The 21,656-nt window shown below is 73.8% G+C and carries 15 protein-coding genes; 4 read left to right on the top strand and 11 right to left on the bottom strand.

Annotated features, from left to right (window positions below; genetic code table 11):
• The first annotated feature begins 10 nt into the window (after positions 1-10).
• Positions 11-1,525 carry a S1C family serine protease gene (locus HF577_RS07710; RefSeq protein WP_211173927.1) on the top strand — a complete coding sequence of 505 codons (1,515 nt, stop codon included), beginning with the start codon at positions 11-13 and terminating at the stop codon, positions 1,523-1,525.
• A gap of 79 nt (positions 1,526-1,604) precedes the next feature.
• Here HF577_RS07710 and HF577_RS07705 read toward each other — a convergent pair whose 3' ends face one another.
• From HF577_RS07705 to HF577_RS07670, 8 genes are all read right to left on the bottom strand, one after another.
• The gene (locus HF577_RS07705; protein WP_169395054.1) at positions 1,605-2,762 is read right to left on the bottom strand and encodes a CaiB/BaiF CoA transferase family protein; all 1,158 of its coding nucleotides are present in this window, start codon (positions 2,760-2,762) and stop codon (positions 1,605-1,607) included.
• Positions 2,763-2,786: 24 nt separating this feature from the next.
• The gene (locus HF577_RS07700; RefSeq protein WP_169395053.1) at positions 2,787-4,199 is read right to left on the bottom strand and encodes an MFS transporter; all 1,413 of its coding nucleotides are present in this window, start codon (positions 4,197-4,199) and stop codon (positions 2,787-2,789) included.
• A gap of 71 nt (positions 4,200-4,270) precedes the next feature.
• Positions 4,271-4,774: a MarR family winged helix-turn-helix transcriptional regulator gene (locus HF577_RS07695; protein ID WP_169395052.1), complete on the bottom strand. Its 504-nt coding sequence runs from the start codon at positions 4,772-4,774 to the stop codon at positions 4,271-4,273.
• Between the two features lie 72 nt (positions 4,775-4,846).
• Positions 4,847-5,581, bottom strand: a complete 735-nt coding sequence (locus tag HF577_RS07690) for an alpha/beta fold hydrolase (RefSeq protein WP_169395051.1) — start codon at positions 5,579-5,581, stop codon at positions 4,847-4,849.
• A gap of 19 nt (positions 5,582-5,600) precedes the next feature.
• Entirely contained in the window at positions 5,601-7,766 is a 2,166-nt protein-coding gene (locus HF577_RS07685) for a phage holin family protein (RefSeq protein ID WP_312858998.1), read from the bottom strand.
• Positions 7,736-8,332, bottom strand: coding sequence for a DedA family protein (locus tag HF577_RS07680; protein ID WP_312858997.1), 597 nt, complete (start codon positions 8,330-8,332; stop codon positions 7,736-7,738). The genes HF577_RS07685 and HF577_RS07680 overlap by 31 nt, the downstream gene beginning before the upstream one ends.
• Positions 8,329-9,180, bottom strand: a complete 852-nt coding sequence (locus HF577_RS07675; protein ID WP_169395050.1) for an MBL fold metallo-hydrolase — start codon at positions 9,178-9,180, stop codon at positions 8,329-8,331. Before HF577_RS07675 ends, HF577_RS07680 begins: the two co-directional genes overlap by 4 nt.
• Before the next feature lie 291 nt (positions 9,181-9,471).
• Positions 9,472-10,776: an ATP-dependent 6-phosphofructokinase gene (locus HF577_RS07670; RefSeq protein ID WP_169395084.1), complete on the bottom strand. Its 1,305-nt coding sequence runs from the start codon at positions 10,774-10,776 to the stop codon at positions 9,472-9,474.
• 348 nt (positions 10,777-11,124) lie between these two features.
• Between HF577_RS07670 and HF577_RS07665 the strand changes: the two genes are divergently transcribed.
• Entirely contained in the window at positions 11,125-12,555 is a 1,431-nt protein-coding gene (locus HF577_RS07665; protein ID WP_312858996.1) for an MFS transporter, read from the top strand.
• Here the strand turns inward: HF577_RS07665 and HF577_RS07660 are convergent.
• Complete coding sequence (locus HF577_RS07660) at positions 12,518-13,936, bottom strand: DHA2 family efflux MFS transporter permease subunit (RefSeq protein WP_169395048.1); 1,419 nt, start codon at positions 13,934-13,936, stop codon at positions 12,518-12,520. The genes HF577_RS07665 and HF577_RS07660 overlap by 38 nt on opposite strands.
• A gap of 94 nt (positions 13,937-14,030) precedes the next feature.
• Between HF577_RS07660 and HF577_RS07655 the strand changes: the two genes are divergently transcribed.
• Positions 14,031-14,444, top strand: coding sequence for an SRPBCC family protein (locus tag HF577_RS07655; protein ID WP_169395047.1), 414 nt, complete (start codon positions 14,031-14,033; stop codon positions 14,442-14,444).
• A 3-nt stretch (positions 14,445-14,447) separates the two neighbouring features.
• Here the strand turns inward: HF577_RS07655 and HF577_RS07650 are convergent, their stop codons facing one another.
• Positions 14,448-14,816, bottom strand: a complete 369-nt coding sequence (locus tag HF577_RS07650; RefSeq protein WP_169395046.1) for a VOC family protein — start codon at positions 14,814-14,816, stop codon at positions 14,448-14,450.
• A gap of 122 nt (positions 14,817-14,938) precedes the next feature.
• Positions 14,939-15,793 (bottom strand): alpha/beta fold hydrolase, encoded by an 855-nt coding sequence (locus HF577_RS07645; protein WP_169395045.1) that lies wholly within the window; start codon positions 15,791-15,793, stop codon positions 14,939-14,941.
• A gap of 168 nt (positions 15,794-15,961) precedes the next feature.
• Between HF577_RS07645 and HF577_RS07640 the strand changes: the two genes are divergently transcribed.
• A complete protein-coding gene (locus HF577_RS07640; protein ID WP_312858995.1) occupies positions 15,962-21,655 on the top strand; it encodes an ATP-binding protein in 5,694 nt (1,897 codons plus the stop codon).
• Position 21,656: the final 1 nt, after the last annotated feature.

The raw sequence follows: 21,656 nt of genomic DNA, 5'->3' as shown, positions 1-21,656 counted from the left end.
CGTCTGTCCCATGAGCGACGAGCAGAGGGAGCAGGGCCGGGACGCGAGCGCCTCGACCGATGGCCCCCGCACCGACCAGCACCCCGTTCCGTCGTACGCCCCTGGGCACGAGCACACGGTCCCGAACTCGATGGGACCGGGCGCCATGGGACCGGAGGCGCCCGGCGCCAACCCCTACTCCACGGCCGCGTACCCGTCCCACGCCGGCTACCCGCCCTACGGAGCACCGGCCGCCGCGCCGGCGCCCGGGAAGCAGCGCAGGCCGCGCACCATGGCCGGCATCGTGGCGGCCGCACTGGTCGCCGGCGTGGTCGGCGGCGGCGCCGCCTTCGGCGGGGCCTACGCGCTGCTCGGCGACCAGCCGGTGCAGACGATGCTCACCTCCGCCCCCGCCAGCCCGGCATCCACGACCGCGACGCCGGGCACGGTGGCGGCGGCCGCCCAGAAGGCCATGCCGAGCACCGTCGACATCCGGGTCAACCTGGCGCAGGGCACCGCGGAGGGCAGCGGCGTGATCCTCACCGCCGACGGCGACGTCCTCACCAACAACCACGTGGTGGCGGGCTCCACCGGCCAGATCGTCGTGACCCTCGCCGACGGCAGCCAGCACCCCGCGACCGTGGTCGGCACCTCGCCGAGCTACGACCTCGCGGTGATCAAGCTCCAGGGGGTGTCCGGGCTCACGCCGGCGACGCTGGGCCAGAGCTCGAGCCTGCAGGTGGGCCAGCAGGTGGTCGCGATCGGATCCCCGCAGGGCCTGACCGGCACCGTCACCACCGGCATCGTCAGCGCCTTCGACCGCACCGTCCAGGTGCAGGGCGAGGACGGCTCCAGCGTGGTCTACAACGGCCTGCAGACCGACGCGCCGATCAACCCGGGCAACTCGGGCGGCCCGCTCGTCAACCTCGACGGCCAGGTCATCGGCATCAACTCCGCGATCGCGACGGGCGGCGGGCAGAGCGACGGCAGCGTCGGGCTCGGCTTCTCGATCCCGATCGACCAGGCCAAGCGGGTGGCGCAGGAGCTCATCAACAGCGGCACCGCCACCAAGCCGGTGCTCGGTGTGCAGGGCAACGCCTCGTCCTCCGGTGGCACGGGCGGCGGCGCTCCGATCGCCGCTGTGCAGCCCGGTTCGCCCGCCGCGCAGGCCGGGCTCGCCGCGGGTGACGTCGTCACCAAGGTCGGTACCGCCCCGGTGCAGAACTTCGCCGACCTCATCGCCCGGATCGGCGCCAACGACCCGGGCCAGCAGGTGGCACTGACGGTGCAGGGGACCAACGGGGGCGCCACCCGCACGGTCAACGTGACGCTGGGCAGCCAGCCCGACAAGGCGGCCACCACCGCAGGCGGGGGCCAGAGCCAGGGTGGCAACAACCCGTTCGGCGGCCAGAACCCGTTCGGGGGCGGCAACGGCTTCGGCGGGGGCGGCAACGGCGGCGGCAACGGGAACGGTGGCGGCGGCGACAACGGCAACGGCGGCGGCGACAACGGCGGCGGCAGCGACAGCAGCCCGTTCGGCAACTGATCCATCTCGGGGGGACGCCACGGCGCTCCCGTCCACTCCGGTGGACGGGAGCGCCGTTGTCATGGGGGGTGCCGGCAGCTCAGCGTTCGTCGTCGAGCCAGGCGCGGATCTCCGCACCGTCGGCTCCCAGCGCGGGCGGCGGCCTCCGGTAGGACGGCGGTGTGGCGGAGTACGTCACCGGGTTGCGGACGCTCGCCACCCCGCCGGGCGTCACCACCGGGTCCAGCCCGAGCCGTTCGGCGAGCGCCAGCCCCTCGTCGATCGTGTTGATCGGGCCGCACGGAACCCCCGCGGGCGCGAGGATGTCGAACCACTCCTGCGCCGACTTCGTCGCGAGCCGGGCCAGGAGCAGCGTCCGCAGCTCGTCGCGGTGGGCGTTGCGGTCGCCCATCGACCCGAAGCGCGGGTCGGCGAGCAGCTCGGGGGCGCCGATCGCGGTGGCGAGGCGGCGGAACTGGCCGTCGTTGGCCGCGATGACGATCAGCTCGCCGTCGCCGGTGGGGAGCGGCTCGTAGGGGAACAGGCTCAGGTGCGCGTTGCCGAGGCGCCCGGGGACGACACCGCCGGTCAGTACCGCTGACGTCTGGTTGACCAGGCCCGACAGCGCCGCGGAGAGCAGGTTCGTCTCCACCTTCTGGCCCTCGCCCGTGCGCTCGCGGTGCTGCAGCGCCGCCAGGATCGCGACGGCGGCGTGCAGGCCGGTGATCACGTCGAACACGGCGACCCCGGCCCGGTACGGCGGCCCGTCGGCCGCGCCCGTGACGCTCATCAGGCCCGACGTCGCCTGCACCAGCAGGTCGTAGCCGGGCAGCGCGGCGCCGGCCGCCGTGCCGAAGCCGGAGATCGAGCAGTAGACGATGCGCGGGTTCCCCGCCGCGACGGTGGCGTGGTCGAGGCCGAACCGCGCCAGGCCGCCCGGCTTGAAGTTCTCGATCATCACGTCGGCGCGTGCGGCGAGGCGCTGAGCGACCTCGAGGTCGGCGGGATCGGCGAGGTCGAGCACGATGGAGCGCTTGCCCCGGTTGATCGCCAGGTAGTAGGTGGCCGTGCCGTCCTCGGACCGGGGCGGCACCCAGGTGCGCGTGTCGTCGCCGGTGCCGGGGCCCTCCACCTTGATCACCGTGGCGCCGAGGTCGGCGAGCAGCATCGTGGCGTAGGGCCCGGCCAGGATCCGGGAGAAGTCGGCGACGACCACCCCGGCCAGGGGGCCCGTGGCCGGCTGGTCGTCATCGAGCACGGTCCGACCCTATGCCAGACCGGATCAGGCGCGGGGGCGCAGCACGGTCAGGGTGAGCAGCGCCGCCACCCCCACCGCGGCGGCGGCGGTGCCGAAGGCCAGGTGATAGCCGCCGGCGACCGCCTCCCGCAGGGGCACGCCCGCCGCCGTGGCGGCATCGGTCCGGGCGGTCGCGATGGCGGCCAGCACCGCGATCCCCAGCGCGCCGCCCACCTGCTGGCTGGTGTTCGCGAGCCCGGATGCCAGCCCGGCGTCGGCCGGTGTGGCGTCGGACATCATCACCGTGGTCACCGCCGGTAGCGCGAGCCCGGCACCGAGGCCGAGTACCAGCATCGACGGCAGCACGTCCACCACGTAGCTGCCGGTCGACGGACGGGTCAGGAGCAGCAGGCCCGCCACGAGGAGCACCTCGCCGACCAGGAGCACGGGCCGCGGCCCGAACCGGGCGATCAGCCGCCCCGACACGCTCAGCGAGACGACGGCGATCGTCACCGCGATGGGCAGGAGCGCAAGCCCGGTCTGCGCGGGCGCATAGCCCAGCGCCCGCTGCAGGTGCAGCGCCGCGGTGAACTGGAACCCCAGCATCCCGGCCACCATCAGCAACTGCACGAGGTTGCCGCCCGACACCGCCCGCGAGCCGAAGATGCCCAGCCGCACGAGCGGCTCCGCGGCGTACCGCTGGCGCACCACGAACCCGGCGAGCAGCGCCACCGCGAGCGCACCGAGGCCGAGCCGGCTCCCGGTCCCCGAGCTGTCGACGATCGTGAACACTGCGAGCATCAGACCTGCCGTGACAAGAACGCCGCCGAGCACGTCGGCTCCCCGCAGGCCACCCCGCAGCGGCGCGTCACGCTCGATCACCCGCAGGGGGAGCAGCACCGCCGCCACGCCGATCGGGACGTTGACGAGGAAGATCCAGCGCCAGCCGACGGTCTCGGTGAGCACCCCGCCGAGCAGCAGCCCGAGCGACGCCCCGGCCGCGCCGACGAACGCGTAGACGCCCATCGCCCGCGCCCGCTCCTTCGGCTCGGGGAAGAGCCCGACGATCATGCCGAGGACCACGGCCGACGCCATCGCCGCGGCCACCCCCTGCAGGAACCGGGCCACCACCAGCATCCCGGCGCCGGTGGCGAGCCCGCAGAGCAGCGAGGCCACGACGAAGAGCGCGAGGCCCGCCACCAGCATGCGTCGCCTGCCCAGGAGGTCACCGAGCCTCCCGGCGAGCAGGAGCAGGCCGCCGAGCGGGACGAGGTAGGCGTTGACGGTCCAGGCGAGTCCGGCAGCGGTGAAGCCGAGGTCGGTCTGCAACGCCGGCAGCGCCACGCTGACGATCGTGCCGTCGAGAATGATCATGAGCATGCCCGCACAGAGCACGGTGAGCGCGGCCCATCGGGACGGGGCGGGGCGGGTGGCCGGACGGATGCCGGTCGACGTCATGGCGGGACCTCCTGTTGGCGGACAGGAGGGACCGTAACAGATAGTTTTGTTCTAGACGATCTGGTTCGAGATCAGGCCGTCCGGGACGACTTCTGGGACCGTCGGCGCGGGGCGTTCAGGACGGGCTCCACCTCCGACAGCGGGCCACCCGCTCCGACCAGCGCGACCAGCGCGTCGAGCAGCGCCGCGCGCTGGGCGTCGGGCAGGACCCCGAGCACCTCGTCGTAGACGCCGTCGATGACCGTGCGCGCCTTGTCGACCACCTGCCTGCCCTCGTCGGTGGTCTGCACGATCCGGGCCCTGCGGTCCGTGGGGGACGGCGTGCGCCGGGCCAGCCCGACGTTCTCCAGGTGATCGAGGGTGACGACCATGGTGGTCTTGTCCAGCAGCGCCAGCTCCGCCAGCTCACCCTGGGTCAGCTCACCCGGCGTCGCCTTGGTCAGCACGCAGTAGCTCCGCGGGGTGATGTCGAGGTCGGCGAGCGCGGCGCCCATCCGTGCCGCGAGCGCCTGGCTCGCCTTGTCGAACAGGTAGCTCAGATCACCGCGGATCTCGTCGTTGCTGCGCTGGGCCATGACAGCCATCGTAGAAGACCTTCTGCTCCGGGACCGTCCCGCAACGGAACGATCCCGGAGCGGATCGGACGGTCAGCGCAGCAGTTCGGCCACCGTCGCCTCCGGCGCGGAGATCATGGCGTCGTGCCCCGTGGCGAGCTCCCGCCATTCCCAGCCCTCCCGGCGCACGATCGCGTGGCCCGAGCGGAGCGTGGGATAGGGCGGGTCGGTGCAGCAGATGTAGGTGACCGGCACCCCGTTGCCCAGCGGGTGGCGGAGCCCGAACGACTCGGTGTAGGACCGCAGCGGTTGCGGGGTGAGCCGCCGGTCCACCCACGCCAGGTCGTCCGGCTCGGACAGCCCGACCACGGTGGCCGGGATCGGGCCGAACGCCAACCCGGTCGGGGATGCCTTCGCCGACGCGACGCGCTCCTCGACCACCTCGGGTGGCACCCCGTCGAACCCGGACGCACCCGGTTCCACCACCAGCCCGTCGAGCAGGACGATCCGGCGCAGCCGGTGGGGCACCCGGTCGGCGACCCCCAGCGCGACCAGTGCGCCGAAGCTGTGCCCGACCAGCACGACGTCGCGCAGTTCCTCGTTCTCCAGCACCGCGACGATGTCCTGCACCATCGTGGCCGGGCCGACGTCCTCCGTCAGCAGGTGAGCCCGCTCACCGAGGCCTGTCAGCGTCGGTGTGAAGACCTCGTGGCCTGCCGCGCGGAGCAGGCGCGCGACCCGCACCCAGCACCAGCCGCCGTGGCCCGCGCCGTGCACCAGCACGAACGGGTCCCGCCGTTCCGAGGGTTCGCTCGTTGCCTCGCTCATGCGCTCCAGTCTCCCCCTCTCAGCCCGCCGGGACGGTCGGCGAGGCCGGCGCACCGACCGGGGGCGCGGGCTGCCCGAGATGGGTGAGCCAGCCGCGCAGGACCCGGTGCAGTACCTCCGCTCCCACGATCTCCCCCGGCGCGGGCAGCTCCGCGGGGTAGAGGAGGAAGCCCTTCGACTGGGGACCTCCCATCCCCCCGTGCGAACCCACATGTGGCTCGAACGGCGACGCCTCCTCCATGATGGGGTCGAACCTGCTGTTGATCATGATGTCGGGGCAGTGCGCGAACCCGTCGACCCGGCGGACCAGATCGGCGGCGTGCGGCCCGTAGGGACCGAGCGGGTCCTCCCCGCTCACCTGGCCCGTCGCCAGCCGGTGCACCCCGTCGCGGCCGAGCACGATCGGGCCGGACTCGGCGCTGCGGACCAGCAGGAAGCCGACCCCGGCGTGGTCGACGAGCGCGGGCAGCAACTCGGGGAACTCGCGCTCGATCGTCTCCAGCTCGACCCGGCCATCGTGCTCGGTGAACGACACCATCGCCACGTGCCCGGAGGCCACCACGACGACGCCGGGCGCCACCCGGGTGACCGCCCCGGGAGCCCCGGTCACGGTGCGCGGGTGGTCCGGCGCCGAGCCCGCCCGTTCCACCCGGGCCCGCAGCCTGCGGGCGATCGGGCCGCCCCCGGCGGAGGCCTCGGCCAGCGCCGCCCCCACCTGCCACCCCTCCGAGGCCCGGCCCGCGTCGGAGTTGACGCCGCGGCGCGGCTCCGGCTGCGGTGCCCCGCACAGCCGTCCCACCAGCGCCTCGACCGACTCGCCGAACCGGTCGGTGAACGCCCAGCCCTGCGTCTGGCCGTGGTCGGACAGCGCCACGATCTGGTAGCGCCGCGGCGCGAGCTGGGTGGCCCGGTACAGCCTGCCGATCTGCTGGTCGATGGACCGCAGCACCGCCAGTGCGTCGAACCGCTCCACCCCGGAGTGGTGGGCCACCTCGTCGTACCCGAGGAAGTCGGCGTAGATCGCCGCGCGGCCGGCGAGCATGTCCTCGATGATCGCCGAGACCACGACGTCCCGGACGATCACCGTGGTGGCGCTGCGGGCGAACGGGTAGAACCCGCCCCGGCGCACGCGCGGCACCACTCCGGCGCGCCGCTGCCGGGTGGACGCCGAGATCTCCCGGCCGACGTCGACGAGGGCCCCGGCGAGGGTGCGCAGTGTGTTGGCCGGGTTGGCGAAGTAGGCGTAGTAGCCGGCACCGAGACGTCCGGACCGGCGCCTGCGCGCCGCCCCGGCCAGCACCGGCAGCGCGCTCATCGTCAAGCTCACGTGCGCCGCGTCGCCGGTGAAGAGGTTGCCGTGCCCGGCGCCATCGACGCTGAGCAGCCCGGCGCCGTCGGAGTGGCGCCGCTCGATCTCCGCTGCGTCCTCGGGGTGCGAGCACGCCATGACGTGGTCGCGGTCCTTCTCGTACCAGCGGAAGCCGAGGATGTCGTCGTTGTCGCCGTGCAGGATGCCGCACACGCTGGCCCCGGTCTGCGAGCTCCAGTCGGTGTTCCACTCGGTGAGCCGGTGGCTCCCGGCGGCGAGCAGGCGGGCGAAGGTCGGCATGTCCCCGTCGCGGACGGCGCGCCGCACCGTGTCCATACCCAACCCGTCCACCTGCAGGAACAGCACACCGGGCGGCATCTCGGCGTCCCCGCCGGTGCCTCGCCGGGCCCCGCGCCGCGCCGCGCGCCGGAAGAACAGCTCGTCCTGGTCGAGAGCCAGCAGGCCGGACGCCAGCGCGGCGAGCACCGACACCGCGACCGCCACGACCACCGCAGTCTCGAAGTCGGCGATCACCACCCCCGGCACCACGAAGGAGATCGCCAGCACCCCCGCGCCGAGCACCAGGAACGACCCGATCCCCAGCGTGAACACCGCGATCGGCAACGCGATCCGCAGGACCAGCGGCCACACCACGGCGCTGAGCACCCCGAACAGCAGTGCGCACACGATCGGCTGCCACCAGCTCGCCATGGAGAAGCCCGGCAGCCACCGGTCGAGCAGCCGCAGCGCGCCCGCCGACAGCACCCACACCAGCAGCACGCGGGCCACCACCCGGCCGCCCCGCAGCAGCCGTCCCGCGCCGTGCCCCGGCCCGGCCGTGGCGCTCACCGGCCGGCCCTCCGCCGGCGCAGCCACGTGGCCACCAGCGACGCCGCGCCGCCGACCGCCAGCACGAGCACCGCCGCCAGCAGCGTCGCGACCAGCGGGTTGTCGAACAGGCCGCCGCTGACGATCCCCAGCGCGGCGTACGCGACCGCCCACAGCAGGCAGGCCACGGCGGCGGCCGGCACGAGCCTGCGCCAGGGGTAGTCGAGCGCGCCCGCGGCCAGCAGCACCGGGATCCGCCCGGCCGGCACCAGCCTGCCGACCACGACCAGCTGCCAGCCCCGCGTCGCGAACCGCACGCGGGCCGACGCCAGCCGTTCCGGGGTCTGCCCCCGGGCCACCCAGCGCAACGCCGCGCCGCTGCCCGCCCTGGCGACGCCGAAGGTCACCAGGTCACCGAGCAGCGCCGCCACCGCCGCCAGCAGGACGACCAGCGGGAGCGACAGCTGGGCGGTGGTCGTCGCGATCGCGGCGGCCGCCCCGACCACGGCACCGGTCGGCACGACCGGGACCAGCGATCCGAGCAGCACCCCACCGAACAGGGCCGGATACCCGATGGCGGACGGGTCGGTCCAGCTGCCGGACAGGGCGATCACGAGGCGTCCGAACCGGGCCGCGGCGATCGGGAGGACGGTGGCCGGGGTGACGGGGACGGCAGGGCGACCACGGTGCCGGGTTCCGTGACCGCCACCGTGGTGCTCCCGCCCCCGGCCTCGACGGCCGCCGCGAACTCCCACGGCGGCTCGACGAGCAGCCTGCGCATCCGCGCCCCCGCCCGTCCGGGGGCACGGACCAGACCGGCGAGGGCGAGCGTCCCCCAGTGCACCGGGACCGCCACCCGGGGGCGCAGCAGCTCCACCGCGGCCGCGGCGCGGACCGGGTCGAGATGGCCGGGACCCAGCGTCGGGCCCCAGCCCCAGACCGGCAGCAGCGCGACGTCGAGCCGGTCCGCGGCGAGCGCGGCCATCCCGGGGAACAGGTCGGTGTCACCCGCCGCATAGACCCGGACGTGCGGGCTCGCGAGCAGGTGTCCCATGGCCTGCGCCTGCGGGCCGTGGGTGGAGCGCGGCCCCCACCGGTGCCCGCTGTGCTCCGCCGCCACCCCGGTGACCCGGAGGTCGCCGTCCTGCAGGCTCTCCCCCGGCGCCAGCTCCTCCACCCGCTCGATCCCGCGTGCGCGCAGCCACCTGCCGGCGCCGCGCGGCACCACCACCGGCGCGCTGCGCGGCAACCGGCGCAGCGACGGCAGGTGCAGGTGGTCGCCGTGCAGGTGGGAGATCAGGACGAGGTCGACGTCGGCGTGGTCGGCCTGCTCGGGCGCCGGCCCGACCCGGCGCAACGGCCCGATCCCCCTGGTCAGGACCGGATCGGTGAGCACCACCCTCCCGGCCAGCTCCATCCGTACCGTGGAGTGGCCGAGGAACCGCATCGCGAGCCCGTGCACCCGATCAGTATCCCGGGCCGCGGCCCCAGGCCGCCCGATCCCTGCGCCCGAGCGACGCCCAGATCGTTCCGAGACACACGCATCCGCCCTCCCCAGGACCGATCAGCGAACCTCCCGGCGACCACCACCCGCGAGTCGCCCGTTCCCGACCCGCGAGTCGCCCGTTCCCGGCGCGCGAGTCGCTCCCCTCCGGAGCCCGCGCGGCTCCAAGATCGCCACGAGATCCGCGTGTTCGCCCTCGCCAGGGCCGATCCGTGGATCTCGCGGCGATCACCGGCCGCGCGCCGCAGCTCAGCCGAAGCGGACGGGCTGGCCGGTGGACTCGAGCACGGCCATCCAGAGGTCGCCGTGGGGGTCGACCTGGTTGCGCCTGCTCACCGCCACCTTCATGGGGATGTGGACGAAGCGCCTGCGGTAGCGGCCGACGACCATCTCCGTGCGTCCCGACATCGCCGCGTGCACGGCGGCCTGCGAGAGGCGCACGCAGTACACCGAGTCGTAGGGGTTGGCGGGGACGCTGCGGATGGCGTAGCTCGGGTCGATGTAGCGGATCGAGGTGTCGACGCCGGCGTCGGCGAAGTGGTCGGCGATCCGCCTCCGCAGGTAGGGCCCGATGTCCTGGAGCCGCGCGTTGCCGGAGGCGTCGATCGCGTCACCCGACCCGCCGAGCAGTTCCTGGCCCGCCCCCTCGGCCGCCACGACGACGGCGTGCCCGCGTTCGGCGACGCGGCGGCGCAGGTGGGCGAGCAGGCCCTGCTCGCCGTCCAGCGCGAACGGCACCTCGGGGATCAGGACGACGTCGGCGCCGCTGCGGGCCAGTGCCGCGTAGCAGGCGATGAAGCCCGAGTGCCGGCCCATCAGCTTGACGAGCCCGATGCCGTTGGCCGTGGACTTCGCCTCGACCTGCGCCGCCCGGATGGCGTCGCTGGCGAGGCTGAACGCGGTCTGGAAGCCGAAGCTCTGGTCGATGTAGGGGATGTCGTTGTCGATGGTCTTCGGGATGCCGACGACGGCGATCAGCAGCCCGCGCTCGGCCACCGTCCGCGCGATCTCCATCGCGCCGCGCATCGAGCCGTCCCCGCCCACCACGAACAGCACGTTGACGTGCAGCCGCTCCAGGCAGTCGACGATCGCGTCGGGGTCCTGCGGGCCGCGCGAGGTGCCGAGGACGGTGCCGCCGTCGGTGGCGATGTCGCGCACGGACTCCGGGGTGAGCTCGACGACGTCGTGCCCGTAGTCGGCGACGAAGCCCTGGTAGCCGTTGCGGATGCCGACCACGCGGCGCACGCGGTAGTGGTAGGTCAGCGTGCGGACGAGCCCCGCGATCACGTCGTTCAGGCCCGGGCAGAGTCCGCCGCAGGTGACGATGGCCGCCCGGGTCTTGGCCGGGTCGAAGAAGATCTTGCGACGCGGACCGCACGGCTCCATGCCCGGCAGCTCGGAGGCCGGCACGCCGCGGGAGCTGATGCCGGCGAGGGTGTCGTCGAGCAGGACGCGATCCTGCTCGTCCACGTAGTGCTCGGTGGTGCGCCGGGCGTCGAGCAGCGGGGCCATCGGTGAGGTGATGCGGCAGGCGCCGAGGGTGGTGACGGCCATGTCCGGCGTGGGCCGGACGCGCGACAGCTCCAGGACGTTGTCGTGCTGACCCTCGTCGGTCGGCACGCTCTCGCCCTGATGGTTGTCGCCCTCGGAGAAGGCAGTGCTCACGGCGACGGCTCCCTGCATCAACGGAACGACCACGCCGCTGCTCCGAGGACATTGGTCTTCTTGACCGTTCCAGGATGCCCTGCGGCCGAGGCGGTGGCTAGACCGGTCCCGGCACGTGGGCCCGGGTTCGCCCGTCTGCTCACTGACGGTTCGGGCACCGGGCACGAGACGTGACGAACCTATCGGAACACGACAATAAGCTTGCTTATGGCAACGATCGCGTGTTCAGGTGGGAAAGTGGTCGTACCGTCAGCGCGTCCGGCGCTCGTCATCGGCGTGCTCGCCTCCTGCGGGCTGGCCGTCTCCCTGATGCAGACCCTGGTCGTCCCGCTCCTGCCGCAGTTCCCGCGCCTGCTGTCGGCCTCGCCGGCAACCGTGGCGTGGCTCGTCACGGCCACGCTCGTCGCGGGGGCGGTGTGCGCACCCGTGCTGGGCAGGCTCGGCGACATGTACGGCAAGCGCCGCATGCTCCTCGTGGCGCTCGCGATGGTCACCGCGGGATCGGCGCTGGGCGCCGTCGCACCCGGTGTGGGCGTGCTGATCGCCGCCCGCGCGCTGCAGGGGGCGGCGCTGGGTGTGGTCGCGTTGGGCATCAGCATCATGCGCGACCTGCTGCCGCCCGACCGGGTCGGGAGCGGGATCGCGCTGATGAGCTCGTCGCTCGGCATCGGCGGTGCGGTCAGCCTCCCGATCACCGGTCTCGTCGCACAGCACGCGAGCTGGCGCTGGCTCTTCGCGGGCGCCGCGGTGGTCGGGGCGGCCCAGTTCTTCCTGGTCCGCGCGGTGGTGCGGGAGTCCCCGCAACGCTCCGGGGGCCGCTTCGACCTGCCCGGCGCCGTGGGGCTCGCGCTCGCGCTGGTCTGCGTGCTGCTCGCGATCTCGAAGGGCGCCGAGTGGGGCTGGGGCAGCACCCGCGTGCTCGGCCTGCTGGCGGCTGCTGTCGTGCTGTTCGCGCTCTGGAGCCGGCTCGAGCTGAGGGTGCGCTCCCCGCTGGTGGACCTGCGGGTCTCGGCGCGTCCCACGGTCCTCTGGACGAACGTGGCGTCGGTCCTCATCGGGTTCGCGATGTTCGCGGGGTTCCTCGTGACCACCCAGGTTCTGCAGGCGCCGCAGGCGAGCGGGTACGGGTTCGGGCTGTCACTGGTGGCCGCCGGGGTGGTGCTGCTCCCGATCGGCGCGGCGATGACGATCTTCTCGCCGGTCTCCGCGAGCGTGTCGCGTCGCCGCGGCGCCCGCACCACGCTCGTGCTCGGCACGTGCGTGCTCGCCGTCGGCAACGTCGCGATGGCGACGCTGCCCGGGTCGATCCCGCTGATCATGGCGGCGTCCACCGTGACGGCGATCGGGGCCGCGCTGGCCTACTCGGCCCTGCCGCTCCTCATCATGGACGCGGTGCCCTCGACCGAGACCGCCGCGGCCAACAGCCTCAACACCCTGATGCGGATGCTCGGGACGTCGTCGTGCAGCGCGGTCGTCGCGGCCGTGACGACCGGCCTGGTCACGTCCGTGAACGGGCAGTTGCTGCCCTCGAGCACCGCGTACACGGTGGTGTTCCTCTCCGCGGCCGCCGCCGCGGTGGTGGGCGCCGTGCTCGCCGCCGTCACGCCGCGGACCCGGGCGCCCGGATCGGCTACGCCGGACCTGGTACCGGCGGGGGCACAGGCGTAACGGCTGCGGTCCGGTCGCGTTCGGCGCGAACCGCACCCACCACGAGGCCGCACACCACCGTCGCCAGCGCCCCGGCCGCCATCACGAGCCAGCCCGTGCGGAACACCGCCGGATGCGTGCCGGCGGCGGCCAGTCCGGACAGCAGCAGCGAGATCCCGAAGACCGCACCGATCTGCCGCGCGCAGGTGCCCACGGCGCTGCCGGTGGCGTAGCGGCCAGCGGGCAGCTTCGCGACGGCGGCCGACCCGAGCCCGGAGAAGACGAGACCGGTTCCCGTACCGGTGAGCAGCGTCGCCGGCAGGAACGTCGTGACGTACGCGGGATCCACGCCGATGCGGGTGGCGAACAGGAGACATCCGCAGGCGAACAGGAGCGCCCCTGGCGCGATCGAGGCGCGGGCGCCGTACCGGTCGCTGATCCGCCCGCCCACGGTCGAGGCCACCGCCGCCATCAGCGGCCCCGGCGTGACCGCGAGCCCGGCCGCCAGCACGTCGTAGCGCCAGATCCCGGTCAGGAACAGCACGTTGGAGAGCAGCAGCGCGTAGAAGGCTGCGGAGAACAGGAGATATCCGACCGTCGCACCGGCGAACGACCGGAGGCGGAACAGCCCGAGCTCCACGAGTGGGTTCGACACGCGCATGCTCCGCAGCACGAACGCGCCGACCAGCGCGATGCCGGCGAGCAGGGGGCCGGCGGCACCGGGGGCGAGCCACCCGCCGTCCTCGCCGCTGACGATGCCCAGCGACAGCAGTGCGACGCCGCCGCCGAGCAGCAGCACGCTGAGCGGGTCGGGCAGAGCGGCGCGCTCGTCGCGCGACTCGGCGAGCACGAGCAGGCCCACGACGAACGTCACGACCACGAGCGGCAGGTTGATGAAGAAGACCGCGCGCCAGCCGAGACCGTCGACGAGCACCCCGCCGAGCGCGGGTCCCGCCGCGGCGGCGATCCCGCCCATCGCGCCCCAGGTGCCCACGACGGCGCCGCGGCGCTCCGGCGGGAACGCGGGCAGCAGCAGGGCGAGGGAGGACGGCGCGAGCAGCGCCGCGGCCACCGCCTGCACGGCACGGGCACCCACGAGGACACCCGCGTTCGGCGCGAGAGCGCATGCGGCCGAGGCGAGTCCGAAGAGGGCCAGGCCCGCGAGGAACACCCGGCGTCGGCCGAGCAGGTCGGCCAGCCGCCCGGCCGGGACGAGCAGCGCCGCGAAGGTGACGTTGTACGCGCTGAAAACCCAGGAGAGGGTGGCCAGCGACGTGGTGGCGAACTCGGCGCTGATAGCCGGGAACGCGATGTTCACGATCGTCACGTCCAGGAACGCCATGAAGGCGGCGAGCGAGGACACCGTGAGCACGAGACCGGGCTTTGCCTGCTGAGTCCTCACGATGAACCCACCATAACCGCAGAGTCGTCCGGAACCACCCGGGCAGGTCGAGCGATGCGGGGTTGGACACCGGCGCGCCGGGTACCGGGCGGCCATGGGCAACTACGAGCACAGCACCACCGTCACGACCGACCCGGACGCGCTGTTCGACTACCTCGCCGACATCCACCACCTCCCCGACTACTTCGCCGCCATGCGCAGCGCCGAGCCGGCAGGCAACGACGCCGTGCACACCGTCGCCGAGGTCGACGGCAACCGGCGCGAGGGTGAGGCGTGGTTCACCACCGACCCCGACGCGCGGACGCTGCGCTGGGGCTCCGAGGGCCCCAACGACTACAGCGGCGAGCTCGAGGTCACCGGAGCCGACGGGGGCGCACAGGTGACTGTCCGGCTGCACACCGAGCGGGTCGAGGGCCACGACATCGACGAGGGGCTGCAGGCGACGCTCGCGCAGATCAAGCGCAATGTGGAGGGCGGCGCGGACCGGGCGGCTCCCCGGCCGTCCTGAGCCCTACGGGCGGGAGTCCCGGCGGATCGGGTGGTCCTCGGGGATCTGCACCAGCACGATCCGGGTGCCGTCCGGGTCGGCGATCCACATCTCGTGCAGGCCCCACGGCTCCTGCCGCGGCGCGCGGACGACGTGCGCGGCGAGCTCGTGGTGGGCCGCGGCCAGGTCGCGCACCTGGAGCCAGAACGCGATCGCCCCGCCTGCCGGCGCCGTCGCGTTCCCGGAGAGCTCCAGGAACCCGCCGCCCATGAAGAACACCGTGCCGCCGGGGAACTCGCGGGCGATCGCCAGGCCGAGCACGTCCCGGTAGAACTCGATGCTGCGCTGCATGTCGACGGGGTGCAGCAGCACCCGGGAGGCGAGCACCTCCATCAGCGGGACCGGTCGCAGGCCATGGCGGAGGACCCTAGCGCCGCCCGTTTCCCCCGCTTCACCCGAGTTGCAGCAAAGCCACGTTCAGGCAACGTGGTTGCCTCAAAGTGGCTTTGCTGCAATCAGCTCGGGTGCTCCCCGAGCTGGTCGAGCACCAGCTGCGCGAGCTGGTCGGGCGCCTCCTCGAGGATCCAGTGGCTCACGCCCCGCAGCTCGACGTAGCGGAAGGGGCCGGTGACGTGCTGGTGCGTCAGCTCCGTGGCCTGCCGGGTGATGGCGGTGTCGCCGTCGCTCCACACGAACTGGGTGGGCACCGCGACGGGTGGCTCCTGGGAACCGGACGGGCGGGTCGGCAGCGCCCGGTACCAGTTGATCGCGGCGGTCAGCGCCGCCGGGTCGGCGAGCCCGGCCGCGTCCCGCTCGGCGGCGGCCCGCGACTGCCCGGACCTCTGCAGGGCGGCGACGAGCGCCGGGGAGAACGGGCGGCCCCTCGCCCCGAGCAGCCGCTCCGGCAGCACCGGCAGCTGCAGCGCGTAGATGTACCAGGACGCAAACGCCTGGCGGGTGGTCAGGAGTGACTGGACGTAGACCGGTGGCGGCGGGACCGACACGGCGGTGAGCGACCGGACGCGGTCGGGGTGGCGGGCCGCCAGTGACCAGCCGACCGCAGCTCCCCAGTCGTGCCCGACCACGTGCACGCGGCCGCTCGGGCCCACCAGCACGTCCACGATCGCGAGCGCGTCACCGACGATCTCGGAGAGCCGGTAGGCGCTGCGTCCGCGCGGCCGGGCGCACGGAGAGTAGCCGCGCTGGTCGGGCGCCAGGGTCCGGTAGCCGGCGGTGACGAGACGTGACGCCACGCCGTCCCACGCGGTGCCGCGCTGGGGGAACCCGTGCAGGAGCAGCACCGGGACGCCGTCGGCGGAGCCGTGCTCGTGCACGTCGAAGGTCAGGTTGCCCCGCGTCACCGTCAGCACGGGATCATCATGCTCTCGCCCCTCTCCCGGGCGGTTACCCGCTCGTCAGTTGTGCGACGGCCAGAGGTCGAGTTGGGTGGGCCCGGGCCGTGAGATCCAGGCGATACGGTCCCCGCCGGGAGTCGCCGCGGGTGGGGCCGTGGCACCAGCGACGAGAGTGAGCAGATCGTGACGGAGCAGTCGTTCCACCGGGTCGTCATCGTCAACCGAGGTGAGCCGGCGATGCGGCTGATCCACGCTGTGCGCGAGTGGAACGCGGAGATCTCACCGGGGGCCGACGGTGAGGTCCGCGAGCCGCTGCGCACGATCGCGTTGTACACCGCGGTCGACCGGCACGCGATGTTCGTCCGCGAGGCCGACGAGGCCGTGCTGATCGGGCCGGACGACCCCGAGCAGGCCTTCGCCGCGAGCCCCTACCTCGACCACGCCGAGCTCGAGCGGGCGCTGCGGGAGGCGCGGGCCGAGGCGGTGTGGCCGGGCTGGGGCTTCGTGTCGGAGAAGGCCGACTTCGCGCGGCTGTGCCGCGACCTCGGCATCGTGTTCATCGGTCCCTCCCCCGAGGTGATGGACCGGCTCGGCGACAAGATCGCGGCGAAGCGCCTCGCCGAGGAGGTCGGCGTGCCGCTCGCCGCCTGGAGCGGCGGCCCCGTCCCCGACGTCGCGGCCGCCCGCGAGCACGCCGAGCAGATCGGGTTCCCGCTGATGGTCAAGGCCACCGCGGGGGGTGGCGGGCGCGGTATCCGGCGGGTCGACCGTCCGGAGGACCTCGAGGAGGCCTTCGAGCGGGCGAGCTCGGAGGCGTCGAAGACGGCGGGTGACGCCACCGTGTTCCTCGAGCGGGCGATCAGCGGCGGTCGTCACGTCGAGGTGCAGGTGATCGCCGACGCCGGCGGCGACGTCTGGACGCTCGGGGTACGCGACTGCTCCGTGCAGCGGCGCAACCAGAAGGTGATCGAGGAGTCCGCGTCCACCGCGCTCGACGCGGAGCAGGAGGAGCTTCTCCGCAGCTCCGCGGCCGAGCTGGCCAGGGCGGCGGGCTACGTCAACGCCGGCACCGTCGAGTTCCTGTACGAGCCGACGGAGCGGCTGCTGTCGTTCCTGGAGGTCAACACCCGGCTGCAGGTCGAGCACCCGGTCACCGAGGCCACCACCGGCGTCGACATCGTCAAGCTGCAGCTCCACGTGGCGATGGGCGGCAGGCTGGCCGAGATCGCCGCGGAGGCGCCGCCCGCGCGCGGGCACGCGATCGAGGCCCGGCTGACGGCCGAGGATCCCGAGCAGGGCTTCGCGCCCGCGCCCGGGCGCATCGAGCACCTGGCACTGCCCAGCGGTCCGGGCATCCGTGTGGACACCGGTGTCGCCACGGGTGACCTGATCCCGCCCCAGTTCGACTCGATGATCGCCAAGGTGATCGCGTGGGGCCGGGACCGGGGCGAGGCCAGGGCCCGGCTGTCGCGGGCGCTGCGCCAGACCGCCGCGGTGATCGACGGCGGCACCACCAACAAGGCCTTCCTGCTCGACCTGCTGAGCCGCCCGGAGATCCTCTCCGGCAACACCGACACCACCTGGCTCGACGGGATGATGGCGAACGGCTACACCCCGCCGCTGCGGCTCGACGTGGCGCTGCTCGCCACCGCCGTCGAGGCGCAGGACGCGCACGTCATGCGGCAGCGGGAGCGGCTGTTCGCCTCCGCGGAGCGCGGGCGCCCCGAGGTGGGGCACGAGACGTGGCACCAGGTGGACGTGCGCGCGGCGGGCGAGTCCTACCGGCTGCGCGTGGCCCAGGCGCGGGGCAACCGGTACCGGGTCGAGCTGGACGGTCACGTCGTCGACGTCGACGCGGAACGCACCGGTCGCTTCGAGCGGAAGCTCACCGTCGGCGGCAAGACCTTCGCGGTGCTCTCGGTGCCGCAGGGCTCCGACTACCTCGTCGAGGTGGACGGGGCGGTGCACCGCATCTCCGGCGGCGAGGCCGGCCTGGTCCGGGCACCGGCCCCGGCGATGGTGGTGTCGATCCCGATCTCGGCGGGCGACGTCGTCGAGGCGGGCGACGTGGTGGCCGTCGTCGAGAGCATGAAGCTGGAGACGGCGCTGCGCGCGCCCGTGGCCGGCCGGGTCGTCGAGATCCTCATCGCTCCCAACACGCAGGTGGAGGGCGGCACGAAGCTCGTGCGCCTGGAGCCCGACGCCGACGCAGGAGCCGATGGCGGGGAGCGGGCGGACCTGGCCGCGCTGGCGGGCCCGGCCGCCGCGGGGTCGCGCCCCGCCGCGGTGGCCGCGGACGCGCTGACGTCGCTGCGGTTCCTCGTGCTCGGCTACGACATCGACGAGCGCGCCGCGCGCCCGCTGCTGGCCGCGCTCGCGTCGGCCCGCGAGGAGCTCGCCCCCGACGACGCCGGTGTGCTGGCCGCCGAGACGGCGGTGCTGCGGATCTTCGCCGACCTGTGCGCGCTGTCGCGCAACCGCCGTGGCCCCGAGGACGAGACACAGCAGATCGACCCGGCGGGCGAGGAGGCCCGCAACCCGCAGGAGTTCCTGCACGCCTACCTGCGCTCCCGGGACGCGGAGACCGAAGGGCTGCCGGAGTCGTTCCAGGAGAAGCTGCGCCGCGCGCTGGTGCACTACGGCGTGTCGGACCTGGCTCCGACGGATCCGGTCTCCACGGACCTGCTCAACAGCGCGCTGTACCGGATGTTCCTGGCCCACCGCCGGGCCACCGCGCACGTCCCGGTGGTGCTCGCGCTGCTGCAGTGGCGCCTGCGCAACCCCGGGTCGCTGCCGGCGTCGGCCCGGGAGGAGTACCAGCTCACGATCGACCGTCTCGTCCGCGCCACCCAGCTGCGCCACCCCGTGGTCGGCGGCCTGGCCCGCCGCGTGCGCTACACCGTCTTCGACGCCCCGCTGATCGACGCCGAGCGCGTGGCGGGCCAGAACCAGGTGCGCGCCGAGCTGGACCGGCTGTCCGACGACCCCGCGGTCCGGGCGGGGCAGATCGACACCATCGTGGCCGCCGCGGAACCGATCCTCGAGGTGTTCGGGGAGCGCCACCACGCCGCGATGCTCGAGGTGATGACGCGGCGCTACTACCGCGTGCGGACGCTGACCGACGTCCGCGTCGAGGACCGGGGCGGACGCCCGCTGCTCACGGCCACCTACTCGCTCAAGGACGGGGTCGGGAGCCGCTCCAACGGCCCCGACCAGGACGACCACCTCGAGCAGGTCGTGCTGGCCACCACCGTGCACACGGCGCCGGACGCACCCCCGGCGGGCGACCCGATGGCGGTGCAGGGCGACCTGCGCCGGATCATCGCGCAGCTGCCGGAAGGCCGTACCGCGCTGCTCGACCTGTACGTCATCGCCGGGGAGGCGCCCGACGCCGATCCGGAGCGGTCGGCGGAGAAGATCCGCGCGATGCTCGGCAGGCTGCCGAACGGCCTCGCGCGCGTGGCGGTGGCGGTGCGCAGGCCCGGCGGCGACGAGCGGTCGGCGTGGTTCACGTTCCGCCCCGACTCGGACCGGCGCCCGGTGGAGGACCGCACGCTGCGCGGGCTGCACCCGATGGTGGCCGAGCGGCTCGGGCTGTGGCGGCTGTCCGCGTTCGAGCTGACCAGGCTGCCCTCCCCGGTGGACGTGCACCTGTTCCGCGCGGTCGGCAAGGAGGTTCCCGACGACCGCAGGCTGATCGCACTGTCCGACGTCCGGGAGCTGACGGTGCTGCGCGACGACAAGGGCCGGATCAGGGCGCTGCCGCAGCTGGAGCACGTCCTCGACGCCTGCCTGGACGCCCTGCGCGCGGCCAGGGCCGCCGACAGCGGCGACGCGAAGCTCGGCTGGAACCGCGTCCTGCTCTACGTCTGGCCGGTGGTGGAGGTCCCCGTCGACGAGCTGGACTCGGTGGTCCGGGTGCTGGCCCCGCGCTCGGAAGGGCTCGGGCTGGAGCAGGTGCTCGTGCAGTTCCGCCACGGCGGCGACGGGCCGGATGTCGACGAGAACGGGCACCGCGAGCCGCACGAGCTGCTGCTGCGGATGTCCCGGCCGCCGGGCGCCGGGCTCACCGTCCAGGTCACCGAGCCCCCCACCGGGCCCCTGCGCGAGCTGGACGCCTACGCGCAGAAGGTGATCCGGGCGCGGCGCCGCGGCGCCGTCTACCCGTACGAGCTGGTCCCGATGCTGCTGCGCGACCCCGACCGGCGCGGCAGCGACTCGCGCTCCGCCGACACCGCACCGGGTGTCTTCACCGAGTACGACCTCGACCCCGCCGGTTCCCCGGTCGTGGTGGAGCGGCCGCCCGGCGGCAACACCGCCAACATCGTGCTCGGCACCGTCACCACGCCGTCGCAGCGCTACCCCGAGGGCATGACCCGCGTGGTCCTGATCGGCGACCCGACCAAGGCACTCGGCGCCCTCGCCGAGCCGGAGTGCGCCCGCGTGCTGGCCGCGATCGAGCTGGCCCGCCGGTTCGACGCGCCCATCGAGTGGTTCGCGGTGTCGGCCGGGGCCAAGATCGCGATGGACTCCGGCACGGAGAACATGGACTGGATCTCCCGGGTGCTGCGCGGGATCATCGAGTTCACCCAGGACGGCGGCGAGATCAACGTCGTGGTCACCGGCATCAACGTCGGCGCCCAGCCGTACTGGAACGCCGAGGCCACGATGCTCATGCACACCAAGGGCATCCTCGTGATGACGCCCGACAGCGCGATGGTGCTCACCGGCAAGCAGTCGCTCGACTACTCCGGTGGCGTCAGCGCCGAGGACAACTTCGGGATCGGCGGCTACGACCGGATCATGGGCCCGAACGGGCAGGCCCAGTACTGGGCCCCGGACCTGTCCGGCGCGGTGGACGTGCTGCTCGCGCACTACGCCCACACCTACCGGGCTCCCGGCGAGCGGTTCCCCCGGCCGGCACCCACCAGCGACCCGGTGGACCGCGACATCAGCAGCTCGCCGCACTCCGGCCCCGGCTGCGACTTCGCCACCGTCGGCGAGATCTTCACGGGCAACCCGGGGCGCAAGAAGCCGTTCGACATCCGGTCGCTGCTGCAGGCGGTGTCCGACGCCGACCACCCCACCCTGGAGCGTTGGGTCGACATGATCGACGCCGAAGGTGTTGTGGTGCTCGACGCCCACCTCGGCGGCCAGCCGATCGCGCTGCTCGGCATCGAGTCGCGCCCGCTCCCCCGCCGCGGCCGCCCGCCGGTGGACGGGCCGACCGCGTTCACGGCGGGCACGCTCTTCCCGAAGTCGTCGAAGAAGACGGCCAGGGCGATCAACGCGGCCAGCGGCAACCGGCCGCTGGTGATCCTGGCGAACCTCTCGGGCTTCGACGGCTCGCCGGAGTCGCTGCGCCAGCTGCAGCTGGAGTACGGCGCGGAGATCGGCCGGGCGGTGGTCAACTTCGACGGCCCGATCGTGTTCTGCGTGGTCTCCCGCTACCACGGCGGCGCGTTCGTGGTGTTCTCCGGAACGCTCAACGACAACATGGAGATCGCCGCCGTCGAGGGCTCCTACGCGTCGGTGCTCGGCGGCGCACCCGCCGCGGCCGTCGTGTTCGCAGGCGAGGTCAACAAGCGCACCGCCGCCGACCCGCGGATCTCCGACCTCGAGTCGCGGATCTCCGAGGCCCAGCAGGCCGGAGCCGACTCCGAGGCCGCCCGGCTCACCGCCGAGCTCGCGGAGCTGCGCCCGGGCGTGCGCTCCGAGAAGCTCGGACAGGTGGCCGACGAGTTCGACGCGGCCCACAGCGTCGAGCGGGCGCAGCGGGTCGGCTCGGTGCACACCATCGTGGCGCCCGACCGCCTGCGCCCCTACCTGGCGGACGCGGTGCAGCGCGGAATGAAGAAGGCAGGCACGACGCGGTAAC

The organism is Pseudonocardia xinjiangensis, assembly GCF_012911925.1.
Classification (GTDB): domain Bacteria; phylum Actinomycetota; class Actinomycetes; order Mycobacteriales; family Pseudonocardiaceae; genus Pseudonocardia; species Pseudonocardia xinjiangensis.
This window is presented reverse-complemented; position numbering and strand designations above follow the sequence as displayed.